The sequence below is a fragment of the Lederbergia sp. NSJ-179 genome, assembly GCF_022867885.1.
GTDB lineage: Bacteria > Bacillota > Bacilli > Bacillales > Bacillaceae_C > Lederbergia.
Map to the genome: position 1 here is coordinate 34,561 of NZ_JALIFP010000002.1, position 16,165 is coordinate 50,725.

Consider the following 16,165-nt stretch of genomic DNA (forward strand, 5'->3'; position numbering starts at 1 on the left):
TAAAAGATAGAATAGCGGAAAGGGTGGAATTCATGGGTTTTGCCCACTTGCAAATATCAACGGCTTTTAGCTTGCTTTCAAGTACGATTTCCATTTCAGCGCTGATTGAAAAAGCGAAAAAATTAGAATATACCGCACTTGCAATAACAGATTGCAATGTTTTATATGGCGTTTTGCCTTTTTATAAAGCTTGTGTAAAGGAAGGGATCAAACCGATCATTGGGATGACCGCCATGTATAAAAATGGGGATGATGAACCGGTGTACCCACTTATCCTTCTCGCTCAGAATCATGATGGGTATCAAAATCTATTAAAAATTTCAACAATCATTAAAACACGACATGCAGAATATATTCAGTGGCAGGAGTTAATATCCTATACGTCAGGGTTATTTGCCTTATTACCTGGTAAAAAAGGGGAAATAGAGCAGCTACTTCTTCATGAACGGAAAAAAGAAGCGGTTGAAGTGATCGAAAAATATGTAGAGGCTTTCGGACATGCTCAATTTTACTGTTCTATTCAAAATCATCATGAACCTAACGATGAAACCTTAATAAAAAACATAGTAGAGATCGCAAAGCAAACGGATATCCCGATTGTGGCAACGAATGATGTCCAATATTTAGATCAAACAGATGCCTTTGCCCAAGAATGTTTATTAGCGATTCGGGATGGGGTGCAGCTTTCAACATTGGAGTCCAAAAGCAAGAAAGAATATTATTTGAAAAGCAAACCTGAGATGCAGGCGTTATTCTCTGATACCCCAGAAGCACTGAACAATATCGTTGAAATTGTGGATGCATGTAATGTGATGATTGAAACGCAGCGCGAGCTTTTACCAAAGTATCCGCTGCCTCCAGATGAACAAGCCGCTTCGTTTTTACAAAAATTGTGTAGAGCGGGATTAGAAAAGGGTCTGGGCTCTGCAGATCATCGCTATCATGAAAGATTAGAGTATGAGTTAACGATTATCAATCGAATGGGATTCAATGATTATTTCTTAATTGTTTGGGATTTTATGAAATATGCAAGAGAACATGGAATTTTAACAGGTCCTGGGAGGGGTTCTGCAGCAGGGTCGCTTGTTGCTTTTTTATTAGGAATTACTGATGTGGACCCGATTGAACACCAGTTGCTCTTTGAGAGATTTTTAAATCCGGAAAGAGTGAGTATGCCTGATATTGATATTGATTTTCCTGATCATCGCCGGGATGAAGTGATTGAGTATGTGATGGGGAAATATGGAAGAGATCATGTGGCCCAAATTATTACCTTTGGTACCTTTGCAGCGAAGGCAGCGATCCGGGATACGGCGAGAGTATTTGGCTTTACTTCTTCAGAATTAGATAGGCTATCAAAATGTATTCCTTCTCGATTGGGAATTTCCTTAAGGCAGGCCTTACAGGAATCAGAGGGTTTAAGAGATTTTATTCAAACAAAACGAAATCGCTTATTATTTGAGACGGCTCTAAAATTAGAGGGATTGCCACGGCATACGTCCACACATGCTGCAGGTGTGATCATTTCTGAGCAACCATTAACAGACATTATTCCTTTGCAAGGTGGTGGTGAGACAGGAACGTATTTAACGCAATTTCCTATGGGGATTTTGGAGGAAATCGGCTTATTAAAAATGGATTTTCTCGGTCTTCGTAATTTAACTTTATTGGAGCAGATTACGAAAAATATTGAAAGAAATATAGGAAAGAAATTAACAAGCAAAAACATCCCTTTTGCAGATGATCAAACATTTGCCTTGTTACAAAAAGGGGATACATCAGGCGTTTTTCAACTAGAGTCTGATGGAATGAGGAAGGTTTTACGAGAACTTAAACCGACAGAATTTGAAGATATTGTAGCCGTTAATGCCTTATTTAGACCTGGTCCAATGGACAATATCCCTGAGTTTATTGCCTGTAAGCATGGAGAGAAGCAAGTCCATTATCCCCACCCGGATTTGGAGCCAATTTTGGCGCTTACCTATGGCGTCATTGTCTATCAAGAGCAGATCATGCAAATCGCCGCAAAAATGGCTGGGTTTTCATTAGGAGAGGCTGATTTATTGCGTCGAGCTGTCAGTAAGAAAAAGAAAGAGGAGCTGGATCGGGAAAGAAGGCATTTTGTACAAGGGTCTTTGAAAAAGGGGCATAATGAGCAAACAGCCAACCAAATTTACGATTTAATTGTACGATTTGCCAATTATGGATTTAATCGTAGTCATGCTGTGGCTTATAGTTATATATCATGGCAATTGGCTTATTTGAAAGCTCATTATCCAAAAGAATTTATGGCTGCCTTACTTACCTCCGTGATTGGCAGCGATGAAAAGATTGCTAAATATATTCATGAAGCAAAGCAGAGGGGAATTCAGATTCTTCCACCATCTATTAATGCCAGTCATTATCCATTTATTGCCAATGAAGAGGGGATTCGTTTTAGCCTTGGGGCCATAAAAGGCATTGGAGTCGCCGCATTACGAGAGATTACACAACAGAGAAAAAAAGGTCCTTACAAGGATTTATTTGATTTTTGTATGAAGGTATCTCAAAAAACGGTTAATCGAAAGGTCTTAGAGGCACTTGTTTATGCAGGGGCATTCGATGAGTTTGGCCAGGATCGGGGTACTTTATTGGCTACTTTAGATGTCGCCTTAAATCATGCCGACTTAATGCGCCCTTCCGAAGGAGCGGATCTATTTGAGGGAGAGGAAATGTTTCGTATACAACCTAAATATGTGGAAGTAGAAGCGCTCGATATGGCGGATAAACTTAATTATGAGAAATATTATTTAGGAATATATATTTCGGATCATCCTACAAATATCTATCAAAATCATTTTAATGCTGCTAAAGTGATGCCGCTTTTTAATATGCGGCAAGGATTAAGGAATGTCTCGGCAGGAGTGTATCTAACCAATGTAAAACAAATCAGAACAAAAAAAGGCGATTTAATGGCCTTTGTAAAAATGAGTGATCCTTCTGGGGAGATGGAAGGGGTCGTATTTCCAGAAACTTTTCGAAGGTTTGGAGAGATCTGCCAAGAAGGAAAGGTTGTGCTTGTTTCAGGGAATACAGAGCAGCGGGAGGATCGTCTTCAATTGATTATTCAACGGGTTCAGCAGCCTGAAACAATAAAGACGTTGGAAGGTCCACAAAAGCAAATACTATATATTAAAGTGCCTTCCTCTCTTCAAAAACGAGAAACCCTTTATGCGCTCAGGAAAATTCTTTATAAATATCCAGGAGATACTATGGTGATGCTACATTATGAAAAGACGAGACAAACGATAAAATTGGGATCAAATGATGCTGTTCACCCTTCAGCAAAATGTCTTCGGGATTTAGAGCATCTGTTAGGGAGCGAGAATATCGTTCTGAAATAACTTTTTCAAATAATAGAATTATGTTATATTTGTTGAGAAGCTTTTATAGGATGTTCAAAAAGTAAGGATCACATGGATGAACAGCGTCACGCTGTTCTGACCAACGTCCTGTTAGCCTAAATTCGCCACATCCCCACACCTTTGTGATCTGCGTCCTGCGGGCCTCAACTATGATCGTGGATGATTGCAAAAAGAAGGAGTGAAGCGGGTTGTCTTTACGTGAAGAAGCGTTACATATGCACAAACTCCATAAGGGAAAGCTGGAATCTAAATCAAAAGTTGATGTGAAAAATGCGAAAGATTTGAGCTTAGCTTATTCACCAGGTGTTGCGGAGCCTTGCAAAGTCATTTATGACAAGCCTGAAACCATTTACGACTATACCATGAAGGGAAATATGGTGGGTGTTGTCACAAATGGTACCGCTGTGTTAGGGTTGGGAAATATCGGTCCAGGAGCTGCCTTGCCTGTAATGGAGGGTAAAGCCGTTTTATTTAAAAGCTTTGCTGGCGTGGATGCCTTTCCGATCTGTTTAAACACAACAGATATTGAGGAGATTATTCAAACCGTAAAGCTGCTAGAGCCAAATTTCGGCGGTATCAATTTAGAAGATATTGCTGCACCACATTGTTTCACGATTGAAAATAGGTTAAAAAAAGAAACGAGTATCCCTGTTTTTCATGATGATCAGCATGGAACAGCGATCGTAACAGTGGCTGGGTTAGTGAATGCTTTAAAGCTGACAGGAAGGAAAATGAATAGTATTAGAGTCGTACTCAATGGTGCTGGTGCAGCAGGGATTGCGATTATTAAGCTGCTTACAAGTTTCGGTGTTCGAGATATGATCATGTGTGATTCTAAAGGTGCCATTTATGAAGGACGTCAAGAAGGCATGAATGAGGTAAAGGCAACAGTGGCGAAATATACAAATCTACACAAGCTCAAAGGGAAACTGGCTGATGTTATAAAGGATACAGATGTTTTTGTCGGAGTGTCGGTTGCAGGAGCTTTGACAAGTGAGATGATTCAATCAATGAATGAGGACCCGATTATTTTTGCCATGGCGAATCCTAAGCCGGAAATCATGCCTGATGAAGCGAAAGCGGCAGGAGCAAAAGTGATTGGAACAGGACGTTCTGATTTTCCAAATCAAGTAAATAATGTATTAGCCTTTCCAGGTATTTTCAGAGGAGCCCTGGATGTAAGGGCCACACATATCAATGAAGAAATGAAGCGAGCGGCTGTAAGTGCGATTGCCAATCTTATTTCCGATGAGAAAAGATCAACGGACTATATTATTCCTGAACCATTTGATCCACGTGTCGCTCCAGAAGTCGCTGCCGCTGTTGCCCAGGCGGCTATGGAGACGGGTGTTGCTCGAATAACCGTCAATCCCGAGGAAGTAAGGGAAAGGACGAAAAAACTTGCCATAATTGGAAAAGAATGAGGGAACGATAGATAGGAATCAACAGGAAAATCAATTAAATAGACGGTTTAGAGAAGAAATTCCGTCAGACCGGGCGAAATCGATTGGGGGAGAACCATTTGCTTAAGGACTTTTTTTCCAAACCGAAAAAAAAGAAATATGCTGCTGTACCGTCTGAGACAGCCAAAAAAGATGTTCCTGAAGGCATTATGACAAAATGCCCGGAATGTAAAAAGATTATGTATACAAAGGATTTAAAGAAAAATTTAAAAGTGTGCTTACACTGTGACCATCATTTGCGAATGACGGCTTATGAGCGTGTGGAAAGTTTATTGGATGAAGAAAGCTTTCAAGAAATTAAAGAACCAATCTCAACAGGAAATCCGTTAGATTTTCCTGGATATTTGGAAAAACTGGAGAAAGATAAAGCCAAAACAGGTTTGAATGAGGCGGTTGTAACTGGAACAGGGAAGATTCAGGAGAGGGTAGTTGTTATCGCTATAATGGACTCCCATTTCCGGATGGGAAGCATGGGATCGGTTGTCGGTGAAAAAATTGCAAGAGCGATTGAAAAAGCTGAGGAAATAAAGGCACCATTCCTAGTTTTCACTGCATCAGGGGGAGCAAGAATGCAAGAAGGAACCCTATCTCTTATGCAAATGGCTAAAACGAGTGTAGCGTTAAAAAGGTTTAGTGAACACGGGGGCCTGATGATCTCGGTAATGACTCATCCAACAACTGGGGGCGTATCGGCGAGCTTTGCTTCACAAGGCGATTTTAACTTTGCCGAACCTGGTGCTTTAATAGGTTTTGCTGGTCGCAGAGTCATTGAACAAACGATACGAGAGGATCTTCCAGACGATTTTCAAACGGCAGAATTTTTATTAAAGCATGGACAATTGGATGCCGTTATCCATCGTAGGGAACTGAAAGAAAAATTAGCAACAATTTTGGATATTCATCAGCAAGAAGGTGAAGTCACATGGTAAATGGACCTGAATTTGAGAAACCTGTTTTGGAACTCCGCAAGAAAATCGTAGAATTAAGGGAATTTACAAAAGACTCGGATGTAGATTTAACAGAGGAAATTGATAAGCTTGAGAAACGATTAGAAAAGCTAGAAAGAGAAGTTTACGAAAATATGGCACCATGGGATCGCGTACAAGTTGCCAGACACTCGAATCGACCCACAACATTGGACTATATTGATTATCTTTTTACTGATTTTATCGAATTACATGGTGATCGAGTGTTTGGTGACGATACAGCTATCGTAGGGGGGATAGCCAAGTATAAAGGTCTTCCTGTTACTGTCATTGGTCATCAGCGTGGTAGAGATACAAAAGAAAATATCTATCGCAATTTTGGTATGCCTCATCCAGAAGGATTCCGCAAGGCACTACGTTTAATGAAGCAGGCGGAGAAATTTAATCGTCCTGTTATTTGTTTTGTTGATACAAAAGGAGCTTATCCTGGAAAAGCGGCCGAGGAACGAGGACAAAGTGAAGCAATCGCGCGTAATTTATTTGAAATGGCTGGACTCACCGTTCCTGTCATTTGCCTTGTGACAGGTGAAGGTGGAAGTGGCGGTGCATTAGGAATAAGTATAGGCAATCGCATCTTTATGCTTGAAAACTCTATTTATTCAGTGATCTCTCCGGAAGGCGCAGCTAGTATTTTATGGAAGGATGCATCACTTGCGAAAAAAGCAGCAGAAGCGATGAAAATAACGGCGCCGGATTTACTTAAGCTTCATATTATTGATGAAGTGATTCCTGAAGTTAAGGGGGGAGCTCATAGAGATGTTGAACAACAAGCGCAATACATTGACCCTGTTTTACAGCGTGCACTGAAAGAATTAATCGATCTTACCCCTCAACAACTTGTGGACGAGCGTTATCATAAATTTAGACAAATGGGAAAGTATACGGAAGAAGAGGATTTTGAAAAAATACACTAAATGTAAAATAAGGCTGCTCCATTATAATGTTGGCTCTCGTTTGTATATAGTAAATATGCATGATATAAGATACTATATATAGATGTGAAAGAGAGCGCTCTGCATATATGGGGCAGTTTTTCTTTTTTCGCAGTGAAAGATTTGAGAATCCGCCAATAAAGTGGTATTTTTAAAGGTGGAGAAATAATTTACAGTATCATATTGAGCGTTCAAATGTATAGGCCTCAAATATGGATTTTTACATAATGTAATGAATTTTATGATTATAATGAGGAGTGACTATCATGAAAAAAATTGGTGTTTTAACAAGTGGTGGTGACGCGCCTGGCATGAATGCGGCGATTAGGGCCGTTGTAAGAAAGGCTATTTTTCATGGCATAGAGCCGTACGCCATTTACCAAGGGTTCAGTGGTTTAATCAATGGGAACATCAAAAAACTGGCATTAGGTTCTGTCGGAGATATTATTCAGCGTGGCGGTACCATACTTCGATCAGCACGTTGCGAGGAATTTAAGACGAAAGAAGGTCAGTTAAAAGGAGTAGAACAATTAAAAAAGTTTGATATCGATGGATTGGTCGTAATCGGAGGAGATGGTTCCTATAGAGGAGCAAAGGCCTTAACGGAGCTTGGTTTCCCCTGTGTTGGCGTCCCGGCGACAATTGACAATGATATTCCTGGAACCAGTCATACGATTGGCTTTGATACGGCTCTAAACACGGTCCTAAGTGCGATTGATAATATTCGTGATACAGCATCCTCTCATGAACGGACATTTATTATTGAAGTGATGGGTCGTGGGGCCGGGGATATTGCGCTTTTCTCTGGCCTTGCAGGTGGAGCTGAAACGATTGTCATTCCGGAAGCAGACTTTGATATAGCAGATATTTGTGATCGTCTTCGCAAAGGTCAAGAACGTGGTAAAAAACATTCTATTATTATTGTTGCGGAAGGGGTTATGAGTGGGACAGAATTTGCTGCAAAGTTGAAAAATGCCATTAATATTGAAATTCGTGTTTCTGTCTTAGGGCATATTCAACGGGGAGGAACACCAACAGGTTTTGATCGTGTGCTGGCAAGCCGACTTGGTGCAAGAGCCGTGGAATTATTAATGGAAGATAAGGGTGGAAGAGCGGTTGGAATTGACCAAGATGTCATTGTCGATAATGATATATTGAATATTCTAGATCAACCACATTCATTCCATGAGGATATTTATACGTTATCCAAAGAACTTTCGATTTAATGGGCATTTATCAAGGAGGAAATAGAGATGAAAAAGACAAAAATAGTTTGTACAATAGGGCCGGCTAGCGAAAATTCCGATACATTATTTGAGTTAATTCAAGCTGGAATGAATGTGGCACGATTAAATTTTTCGCATGGAGATCATGAGGAACATTTAAATCGGATTATTCAAATTCGAAAGTCTGCACAGCAAGCTGGCAAAAATGTGGGGATTTTATTGGATACAAAAGGTCCGGAAATTCGCACTCATGATATGAAAGATGGAGCAATTGAATTAAGGCAAGGTTCAACGGTTATTGTTTCTATGAAGGAAGTATTAGGAACGGAAGAGAAATTTTCTTTATCTTACTCTGGATTGATCGATGATGTTCATATTGGCTCTACTATTTTGTTAGATGATGGATTAATTGGTTTGGAAGTAACAGAGATCCAAAAAGAAAATAATGAAATTATAACAAAAGTCATGAACAGTGGAGTATTAAAAAATAAAAAAGGTGTGAATGTCCCTGGTGTTTCAGTGAATTTGCCTGGGATTACCGAGAAAGATGCTAGGGATATCTTGTTCGGGATTGAGCAAGGAATTGATTTTATTGCCGCCTCTTTCGTAAGAAGAGCATCAGATGTCATTGAAATTCGCCAATTATTAGAAGAAAATGGTGGAGAATATATCCATATTATTCCTAAAATAGAAAATCAAGAAGGCGTAGATAACATCGATGAAATTCTAGCGGTTTCAGATGGTTTAATGGTTGCTCGTGGAGATTTAGGTGTTGAAATTCCTACTGAGGCTGTTCCCCTTGTTCAAAAAATGTTAATCCGTAAATGTAATGAAGCTGGAAAACCTGTTATTACGGCTACGCAAATGCTTGATTCTATGCAGCGTAATCCTAGACCAACAAGAGCGGAAGCAAGTGATGTAGCGAACGCTATTTTAGACGGCTCAGATGCCGTCATGTTATCTGGTGAAACAGCAGCGGGAGCCTATCCAGTTGAAGCAGTTCGGACAATGAATAATATTGCTGTATCGACGGAAAGGGCGATGAACCATAAAGAAATACTGAGTTACCAAAGTAAAAAAAGTGAAGTGAATATGACCGATGCTATTTGTCAATCTGTCGCGCATACAGCAATTAATTTAGATGTAAGTGCGATTGTTACACCTACTGAAAGTGGACATACGGCGCGAATGATTTCAAAATACCGCCCTAAAGCCCCGATTATTGCGGTTACACATGATGAAGCAATCGTTCGTCGTCTAATGCTTCAATGGGGTGTTTATCCGCAAATGGGACAAAAAGTGACAACAACGGATGAAATGTTAGAAGATGCCATAACCGAAAGCCTTAATTCTGGTCTTGTTCAACATGGGGATTTGATTATTATTACAGGGGGAGTCCCAGTAGGAGAAACGGGGGCAACCAATTTGATGAAGGTTCATGTTTTAGGGGATGTACTCGCAAAAGGGCAAGGGATCGGCAGAAAAACAGCCTTTGGCAAGACATTCATAGCAAGGAACGCGGATGAAGCAATGGAAAAGGTGGAACAAGGCAGTGTAATGGTTGCGATTGGAACTGATCGTGATATGGTCCCTGCTTTGGAACAATGTTCTGCCTTGATCACGGAGGAAGGTGGACTAACATGCCACGCAGCCGTTGTCGGCCTTAATCTAGGGATTCCCGTTATTGTTGGCGTAGAGAATGCAACGAAACTACTGAACGATGGCCAAGAAATAACTGTCGATGCAACAAGAGGAGTTATTTACAATGGCCATGCTAGTGTATTGTAGTAACCTGAAAGGAAAATGACCAACTCATCAGGCCATGCTCGCTAAAAATAATAAAAAATGGATAGACCGCAGGCAACTATATATATTTAGATAGAAAAAGAGCCAGTGAGGCTCTTTTTCTTTTGAATAAACTTATTTTGACTTTAAAGAAAGGGGTGGTTATTTATTATCAATAGCACCATTTTTGATATAGGACCATATATCTTTAAAGACATTAGCTTTATGAAGCGTTGTAATGAGAACCAGCATAACAGGTCCGGCAATAAGTCCGATAAAACCGATTAATTTAAAGCCGACAAATAAGGCAACTAAGGTTGCTAAAGGATTCATCCCGATATTAGAAGACAAGATTTTAGGTTCCATTAACTGTCTTTGGACAACGACGACCGTATATAATATACCAAGACCCAGAGCCAATGCGTAATTTCCTGTCATGATTTCATAGATAATCCAAGGAACAAAAACAGTTCCTGTTCCTAGATAAGGCAAGATATCAAATATTCCTGCCACTAAAGCAATGGTGATCGCATATTTTACTCGTAAGATCAACAGTCCGACAAGCACAATGACAAGTGTTATGGAAATCAGCGTGAATTGAGCTTTTATAAAGCCAAATAAAGCCATTTTTAGATCTATAAACACTTTATTTCCACTATATTTTAACTTATGGGGAAACAATTGGCTCACAAGCTTTAATAATTTTTCCTGATCTTTACTAATAAAAAAAGTCGCTAATAAAGAAAAGACAAGGACGGTTGCTGCATTAGGAATCCAAGAGACTAAAACAGGGAGCTTTAAAAAGAAATTTTGCAGAAAGTTTGTGGCGCTTTCCGTTATTTTGCTACCAGTCTTACTGATGCTGTCCATAATCGTTCCCTGCTGACCACTGTCAAGTGAGTGAAACATGTTCGCCAGCCTTTCATAAAAGGGAATAATTTGGCTAGCAAATAGATTTTGCACATATTCAATTAGTGTTCGTGCATGTTCAGGAACGACAGTTGATAAATAATTGGCACCATTCACAATTTCAGCGATCAATAATGTAACGAGCCCTCCGAATAAGGAGATTAAAAGAACCAATGAGGTCAAAACAGCAAGGGTTCTCGGAAATTTGCATTTCTTTTCAAGAAAACGAACAGCAGGACTAATGATCATGGCTATCACAATGGCAATAATAAAAGGATAGGTTAATTTAGCTGTAAAATAGAGCACAATAAGTGAGACGATGATTGTCAAAATCACGATGAAAAAACGAATACATTTAAAAACATTTTCGCGTTTCATTCGGCCACCTCGATCGGATAAATGATTGTAGTTATGCAACGAACCTTGCCGCTCCTCATTTTTTTAGGAAGGAGGAAACAGATGTTTAGTCAACCACTGTTATTTATGATTATGCTTCTTGCGATTGGATTTATTGCTAAAAATAATTCATTGATTATTGCAGCAGCTGTACTCATTATTTTAAAGCTTATTGGAGCAGATGAAAAGATATTTGGTGTATTACAAACAAAAGGGATCAATTGGGGTGTGACTGTTATTACGATTGCTGTTCTCGCTCCAATAGCGAGTGGGCATATCGGTTTTAAAGAATTGGGGGATGCCGTGAAATCGCCATATGCATGGATTGCACTCGGAGCGGGGATGGCCGTTGCCTTAATTGCCAAATATGGTATTCAACTTTTGTCCACAGACCCTCATATCACAACCGCTCTAGTCATCGGTACGATTTTGGCTGTTGCTGTTTTTAAAGGTGTGGCAGTCGGTCCATTAATCGGTGCGGGCATTGCTTATATGGCGATGAAAATTTTTGATTTTATCAAGTAGGACCGCTTTTGGAAGGTTTTGGCTGTATGCTGTGATTTCGGACCCAACCGATTCTTTGTTATGAAGGATGATTGACATACTCCTGACAAAGCCATAGGGGAAGGCGTTTCCATTTCCAAAAGCGGAAATTTTGGTTATAATGGCAAAGGAAGCTAAATCTATATTTTCTTGGATAGACAAGAATTATTTTTCGTCTATAATGGAATATGGGATTTCAGTATAAGACATAAATTGTTTGCCGCTCGACAAATTCTGGCAACCAAAGAATAAAGGAGATGTTACTTTTATGACAGCGACACGTGGACTGGAAGGAATTGTAGCCGCAACTTCCTCCGTAAGTTCAATCATCGATGATACCCTTACATATGTTGGTTATAATATTGATGATCTTACAAAAAATGCCAGTTTTGAAGAAGTGATTTATCTATTATGGCATTTGGAATTACCAAATAAAGCACAGCTGCAGGATTTAAAACAACAATTGGTTGACCATATGGAAATTCCTCAAGAAGTGATTGATAGTTTTAAAACATATCCGATTGACAAGGTACATCCAATGGCTGCACTTCGTACAGCCGTGTCTACTTTAGGTTTGTTTGATGAGGAAGCAGATGTGATGGATAAGGAAGCCAACTTCCGCAAAGCGATTCGCTTGCAGGCAAAAATGCCAACCATTGTTGCAGCATTTTCCCGTATCCGCAATGGGGAAGATCCTGTTGCACCACGCAAGGATTACAACATTGCAGAAAATTTCCTCTATATGTTAAATGGGAAAGAACCATCTGCTATTGAAGTAGAAGCGATGGATAAGGCATTGGTTCTTCATGCAGATCATGAATTAAACGCCTCTACCTTTACTGCAAGAGTTTGTGTCGCCACACTCTCTGATATGTACTCAGGGGTAACTGCAGCGATTGGCGCCTTAAAAGGGCCTTTACATGGTGGAGCGAATGAGCAGGTTATGAAAATGCTGACAGAAATTGGATCCGTTGATAAAGCAGAAAAATATATTTTAGATAAACTCGAAAATAAGGAAAAAATCATGGGCTTTGGTCATCGGGTTTACAAAAAAGGTGACCCGCGTGCTAAGTTTTTACGAGACATGTCGAAAAAACTAACCGATATTACAGGGGAACCACAATGGTATGAAATCTCTGAGAAGGTACGGGAAGTATTAACATCGAAAAAACCATTACCACCTAATGTCGATTTTTATTCAGCTTCTGTCTACCACAGCCTTGGCATCGATCACGATCTCTTTACACCAGTATTTGCCGTTTCACGTGTTTCTGGATGGATTGCCCATATTCTGGAACAATATGAAAACAATCGGCTCATCCGTCCTCGCGCTGAATATACAGGCCCGGGAATGCGAGTATTTAAACCGCTTGAAGATCGCTAGAAAGGCCAAATGCATTGGAATAGGACGGCTAACTTTTTTATACTTTCTGATAAGAAAATAGTGAAACTTTTTCATTTCTGCTAAAATGAAGACTGTAGAATATACTGGAGGGAAGTAAAATGACACAAGGTCAAAAAATTACTGTGGAAAATGGTGTGCTTCAAACACCAGACAATCCCGTTATTCCTTTTATTGAAGGAGACGGAACTGGCCCAGATATTTGGGCGGCAGCGAAAAGGGTATTAGATGCCGCTGTTGAGAAGGCGTATGACGGAAAAAGAAAGATTGAGTGGAAAGAGGTTTATGCAGGGGAAAAAGCATTTAATAAAACTGGTGAATGGCTTCCTAATGAAACCCTTGAAACGATCCGCGAGTATTTAATTGCAATTAAGGGACCATTGACTACACCAATCGGTGGAGGTTTCCGTTCCTTAAATGTGGCTCTTCGCCAAGAACTTGATCTGTTTGTATGCTTGCGTCCTGTCCGTTATTTCCAAGGGGTGCCTTCACCTGTTAAACGTCCGGAAGACTGCGATATGGTGATTTTTCGGGAAAACACGGAAGATATCTATGCAGGGATTGAGTATAAAGAAGGAACAGATGAAGTCAAAAAACTAATCGATTTCTTACAAAATGAAATGGGCGTTAGTAAAATTCGCTTCCCGGAAACTTCTGGTATTGGTATTAAACCAGTGTCTAAAGAAGGAACCGAGCGTTTAGTACGTTCAGCTATTAACTATGCCTTAAAAGAAGGCCGTAAATCTGTTACTCTTGTCCATAAAGGGAACATCATGAAGTTCACCGAGGGGGCCTTTAAAAACTGGGGTTATGAGCTTGCTGAAAGAGAATTTGGTGAAAAAGTATTTACATGGAACCAATATGATAAAATCAAAGAGGAACAAGGCACAGATGCAGCCAATAAAGCACAAGCGGATGCCGAAGCTGCAGGCAAAATCATTGTGAAAGATGCAATTGCCGACATCTTCCTCCAACAAATTCTTACACGTCCGAAGGAGTTCGATGTTGTTGCAACCATGAACCTAAACGGTGATTATATTTCTGATGCCCTTGCTGCCCAAGTAGGTGGAATTGGCATTGCGCCTGGAGCCAATATTAACTATGAATCTGGACATGCTATTTTTGAAGCAACACATGGTACAGCACCTAAATATGCTGGCTTGGATAAAGTCAATCCTTCTTCTGTATTGCTTTCTGGTGTGTTAATGCTAGAGCACCTAGGCTGGAATGAAGCCGCTGAAATGATCACGAAGTCAGTGGAAAAAACAATTGAATCGAAGGTTGTGACTTATGATTTTGCCCGCCTCATGGAAGGCGCAACAGAAGTGAAAACATCGGAATTTGCCACGGCTCTTATTGAAAATATGTAAAAAAGAACTGTAGCCTCATCTTGGCGAGCGACCCGCATTCTGCGTGGCGCTCGCTTTCAAGCATTCTTGTATGCACGAGGCACGGCATAAACCTATTTCTATAAAGGAAGGGAGACTGATCATGACAATGAAACGTAAAAAATTATCTGTAATTGGTGGCGGTTTCACGGGCGCTACTACAGCCTTTCTATTAGCACAAAAGGAACTAGGGGATGTTGTCCTTGTCGATATTCCTCAAATGGAAAATCCGACAAAAGGGAAAGCTTTAGATATGCTAGAAGCCAGCCCTGTTCAGGGATTTGATGCGAATATTACCGGTACATCTAATTATGAAGATACAAAGGATTCCGATGTCGTTGTCATTACAGCAGGAATTGCCCGTAAACCAGGTATGAGCCGGGATGATTTGGTTCAAACTAACCAAAAAGTGATGAAGAGTGTGACGGGTGAAATTGTGAAGTATTCTCCCCATTGTCATATTATTGTCTTAACCAATCCAGTTGATGCCATGACTTATACGGTTTTTCAAGCATCCGGTTTCCCGAAAAATCGTGTCATTGGTCAATCAGGGGTCCTTGATACGGCTCGTTTCCGTACATTCGTTGCACAAGAATTGAATCTCTCTGTTAAAGATGTAACCGGATTTGTTCTTGGGGGACATGGCGATGATATGGTTCCACTAGTGCGCTATTCCTATGCTGGTGGTATTCCACTTGAAACATTGATTCCTCAAGACCGCCTTGAAGCGATTGTGGAGCGCACTCGAAAAGGAGGCGGTGAAATCGTTAACCTACTTGGAAATGGAAGCGCCTATTATGCACCTGCAGCTTCCCTTGTTGAAATGGTAGAAGCGATTGTGAAAGATCAACGCCGCATTCTTCCAGCGATTGCTTATTTGGAAGGTGAATATGGCTTCGAAGGTATTTATCTAGGGGTCCCTACGATTCTTGGCAAGGATGGGATCGAACAGGTTATTGAGCTAGACCTAAAGGAAGATGAAAAAGCCGCCCTAGAAAAATCGGCTGCCTCTGTTCGTGATGTAATGAAAGTGTTGCAATAAGGGAACCCGTTAATGCAAAATCCTTAGCTGTCCAATTGACCATGCCGCGGCGTGAAAAGGGCAGCTTTGTTTACATAAAATAACAAGGTTATTGAATAATTTTTAAAAATCCACTTGGAGGTGCACATGTTGTTATTAGGGAAAAATCGAAAGCTTGGCAGGAAACTCGATGAAATAACGACTGGTGAGAAGCTTGTTTTAACAGAAAAGATGGAAGATAAGGATTTATTATTGTATTTAGGATTGACGAATGATGCGAATCCGCTCTATATTCAACATGATTATGCTTCTCAAACGAATTTTAAAAAGCCGATTGTGCCGACGATTATGCTAACGGGTATGATCACCTCCGCGATATCTAAATATTTACCAGGCCCCGGTTCTCATATTTTGCGTCAGAACATTCAATTTCTGAAACCTGTCTACCATTATGAGACAATCGAATTTTTATTTGAAGTAGTAGAAGTAAATAAGGAAGAACGTATGCTTACTGTTCAGATTAACGTAATGAATGAAGAAGAGCAGTTAGTGATGACCGGGGTATTGGACGTTCTGCCGCCTAGTGAAATCGATTCTTAAAACTTCATAATATGCATAGTTGGGACCTGGATGCTTTTTTTAGGTCCTTTCTATATATGATATAAAAGTAAATGGTTTCTATTTAATATGAAACTATTTGCTCACTTATC

The 16,165-nt window shown here is 40.1% G+C and carries 12 protein-coding genes; 11 read left to right on the forward strand and 1 reads right to left on the reverse strand.

Features of this window, described 5'->3' with window-relative positions; translation table 11 throughout:
* Positions 1–32 precede the first annotated feature (32 nt).
* From dnaE to pyk, 6 genes are all read left to right on the forward strand, one after another.
* Positions 33–3,383 carry a DNA polymerase III subunit alpha gene (dnaE, locus tag MUB24_RS02210; protein ID WP_244700656.1) on the forward strand — a complete coding sequence of 1,117 codons (3,351 nt, stop codon included), beginning with the start codon at positions 33–35 and terminating at the stop codon, positions 3,381–3,383.
* Between the two features lie 209 nt (positions 3,384–3,592).
* Complete coding sequence (gene ystJ, locus MUB24_RS02215) at positions 3,593–4,828, forward strand: NADP-dependent malic enzyme (protein WP_244700659.1); 1,236 nt, start codon at positions 3,593–3,595, stop codon at positions 4,826–4,828.
* 98 nt (positions 4,829–4,926) lie between these two features.
* Positions 4,927–5,796 (forward strand): acetyl-CoA carboxylase, carboxyltransferase subunit beta, encoded by an 870-nt coding sequence (gene accD / locus MUB24_RS02220; RefSeq protein WP_244700662.1) that lies wholly within the window; start codon positions 4,927–4,929, stop codon positions 5,794–5,796.
* Positions 5,790–6,767, forward strand: coding sequence for an acetyl-CoA carboxylase carboxyl transferase subunit alpha (accA, locus tag MUB24_RS02225; protein WP_244700665.1), 978 nt, complete (start codon positions 5,790–5,792; stop codon positions 6,765–6,767). The genes accD and accA overlap by 7 nt, the downstream gene beginning before the upstream one ends.
* Positions 6,768–7,051: 284 nt before the next feature.
* Complete coding sequence (gene pfkA, locus MUB24_RS02230; protein ID WP_244700668.1) at positions 7,052–8,011, forward strand: 6-phosphofructokinase; 960 nt, start codon at positions 7,052–7,054, stop codon at positions 8,009–8,011.
* 27 nt (positions 8,012–8,038) lie between these two features.
* Positions 8,039–9,799 (forward strand): pyruvate kinase, encoded by a 1,761-nt coding sequence (pyk, locus tag MUB24_RS02235; protein ID WP_244700671.1) that lies wholly within the window; start codon positions 8,039–8,041, stop codon positions 9,797–9,799.
* A 159-nt stretch (positions 9,800–9,958) separates the two neighbouring features.
* Here pyk and ytvI read toward each other — a convergent pair whose 3' ends face one another.
* Entirely contained in the window at positions 9,959–11,083 is a 1,125-nt protein-coding gene (gene ytvI, locus MUB24_RS02240) for a sporulation integral membrane protein YtvI (protein WP_244700674.1), read from the reverse strand.
* Between the two features lie 81 nt (positions 11,084–11,164).
* Here ytvI and MUB24_RS02245 point away from each other — a divergent pair, with 81 nt between their 5' ends.
* The 5 genes from MUB24_RS02245 (at position 11,165) to MUB24_RS02265 (ending at position 16,055) form a co-directional block, all read left to right on the forward strand.
* Positions 11,165–11,626, forward strand: coding sequence for a DUF441 domain-containing protein (locus MUB24_RS02245; RefSeq protein ID WP_244700677.1), 462 nt, complete (start codon positions 11,165–11,167; stop codon positions 11,624–11,626).
* 286 nt (positions 11,627–11,912) lie between these two features.
* A complete protein-coding gene (gene citZ, locus MUB24_RS02250) occupies positions 11,913–13,028 on the forward strand; it encodes a citrate synthase (RefSeq protein ID WP_244700680.1) in 1,116 nt (371 codons plus the stop codon).
* A gap of 119 nt (positions 13,029–13,147) precedes the next feature.
* Positions 13,148–14,416 (forward strand): NADP-dependent isocitrate dehydrogenase, encoded by a 1,269-nt coding sequence (icd, locus tag MUB24_RS02255; protein ID WP_244700683.1) that lies wholly within the window; start codon positions 13,148–13,150, stop codon positions 14,414–14,416.
* Between the two features lie 121 nt (positions 14,417–14,537).
* The gene (gene mdh / locus MUB24_RS02260) at positions 14,538–15,476 is read left to right on the forward strand and encodes a malate dehydrogenase (RefSeq protein WP_244700687.1); all 939 of its coding nucleotides are present in this window, start codon (positions 14,538–14,540) and stop codon (positions 15,474–15,476) included.
* A 129-nt stretch (positions 15,477–15,605) separates the two neighbouring features.
* Positions 15,606–16,055: a MaoC/PaaZ C-terminal domain-containing protein gene (locus MUB24_RS02265; protein ID WP_244700689.1), complete on the forward strand. Its 450-nt coding sequence runs from the start codon at positions 15,606–15,608 to the stop codon at positions 16,053–16,055.
* Positions 16,056–16,165: the final 110 nt, after the last annotated feature.

Excerpts from the sequence above, each read along its gene's own strand:
- dnaE (WP_244700656.1), top strand. The coding sequence starts at position 33 with ATGGGTTTTGCCCACTTGCAAATATCAACGGCTTTTAGCTTGCTTTCA.
- accA (WP_244700665.1), top strand. The coding sequence starts at position 5,790 with ATGGTAAATGGACCTGAATTTGAGAAACCTGTTTTGGAACTCCGCAAG.
- pfkA (WP_244700668.1), top strand. The coding sequence starts at position 7,052 with ATGAAAAAAATTGGTGTTTTAACAAGTGGTGGTGACGCGCCTGGCATG.
- pyk (WP_244700671.1), top strand. The coding sequence starts at position 8,039 with ATGAAAAAGACAAAAATAGTTTGTACAATAGGGCCGGCTAGCGAAAAT.
- ytvI (WP_244700674.1), bottom strand. The coding sequence starts at position 11,083 with ATGAAACGCGAAAATGTTTTTAAATGTATTCGTTTTTTCATCGTGATT.
- MUB24_RS02245 (WP_244700677.1), top strand. The coding sequence starts at position 11,165 with ATGTTTAGTCAACCACTGTTATTTATGATTATGCTTCTTGCGATTGGA.
- citZ (WP_244700680.1), top strand. The coding sequence starts at position 11,913 with ATGACAGCGACACGTGGACTGGAAGGAATTGTAGCCGCAACTTCCTCC.
- icd (WP_244700683.1), top strand. The coding sequence starts at position 13,148 with ATGACACAAGGTCAAAAAATTACTGTGGAAAATGGTGTGCTTCAAACA.
- mdh (WP_244700687.1), top strand. The coding sequence starts at position 14,538 with ATGACAATGAAACGTAAAAAATTATCTGTAATTGGTGGCGGTTTCACG.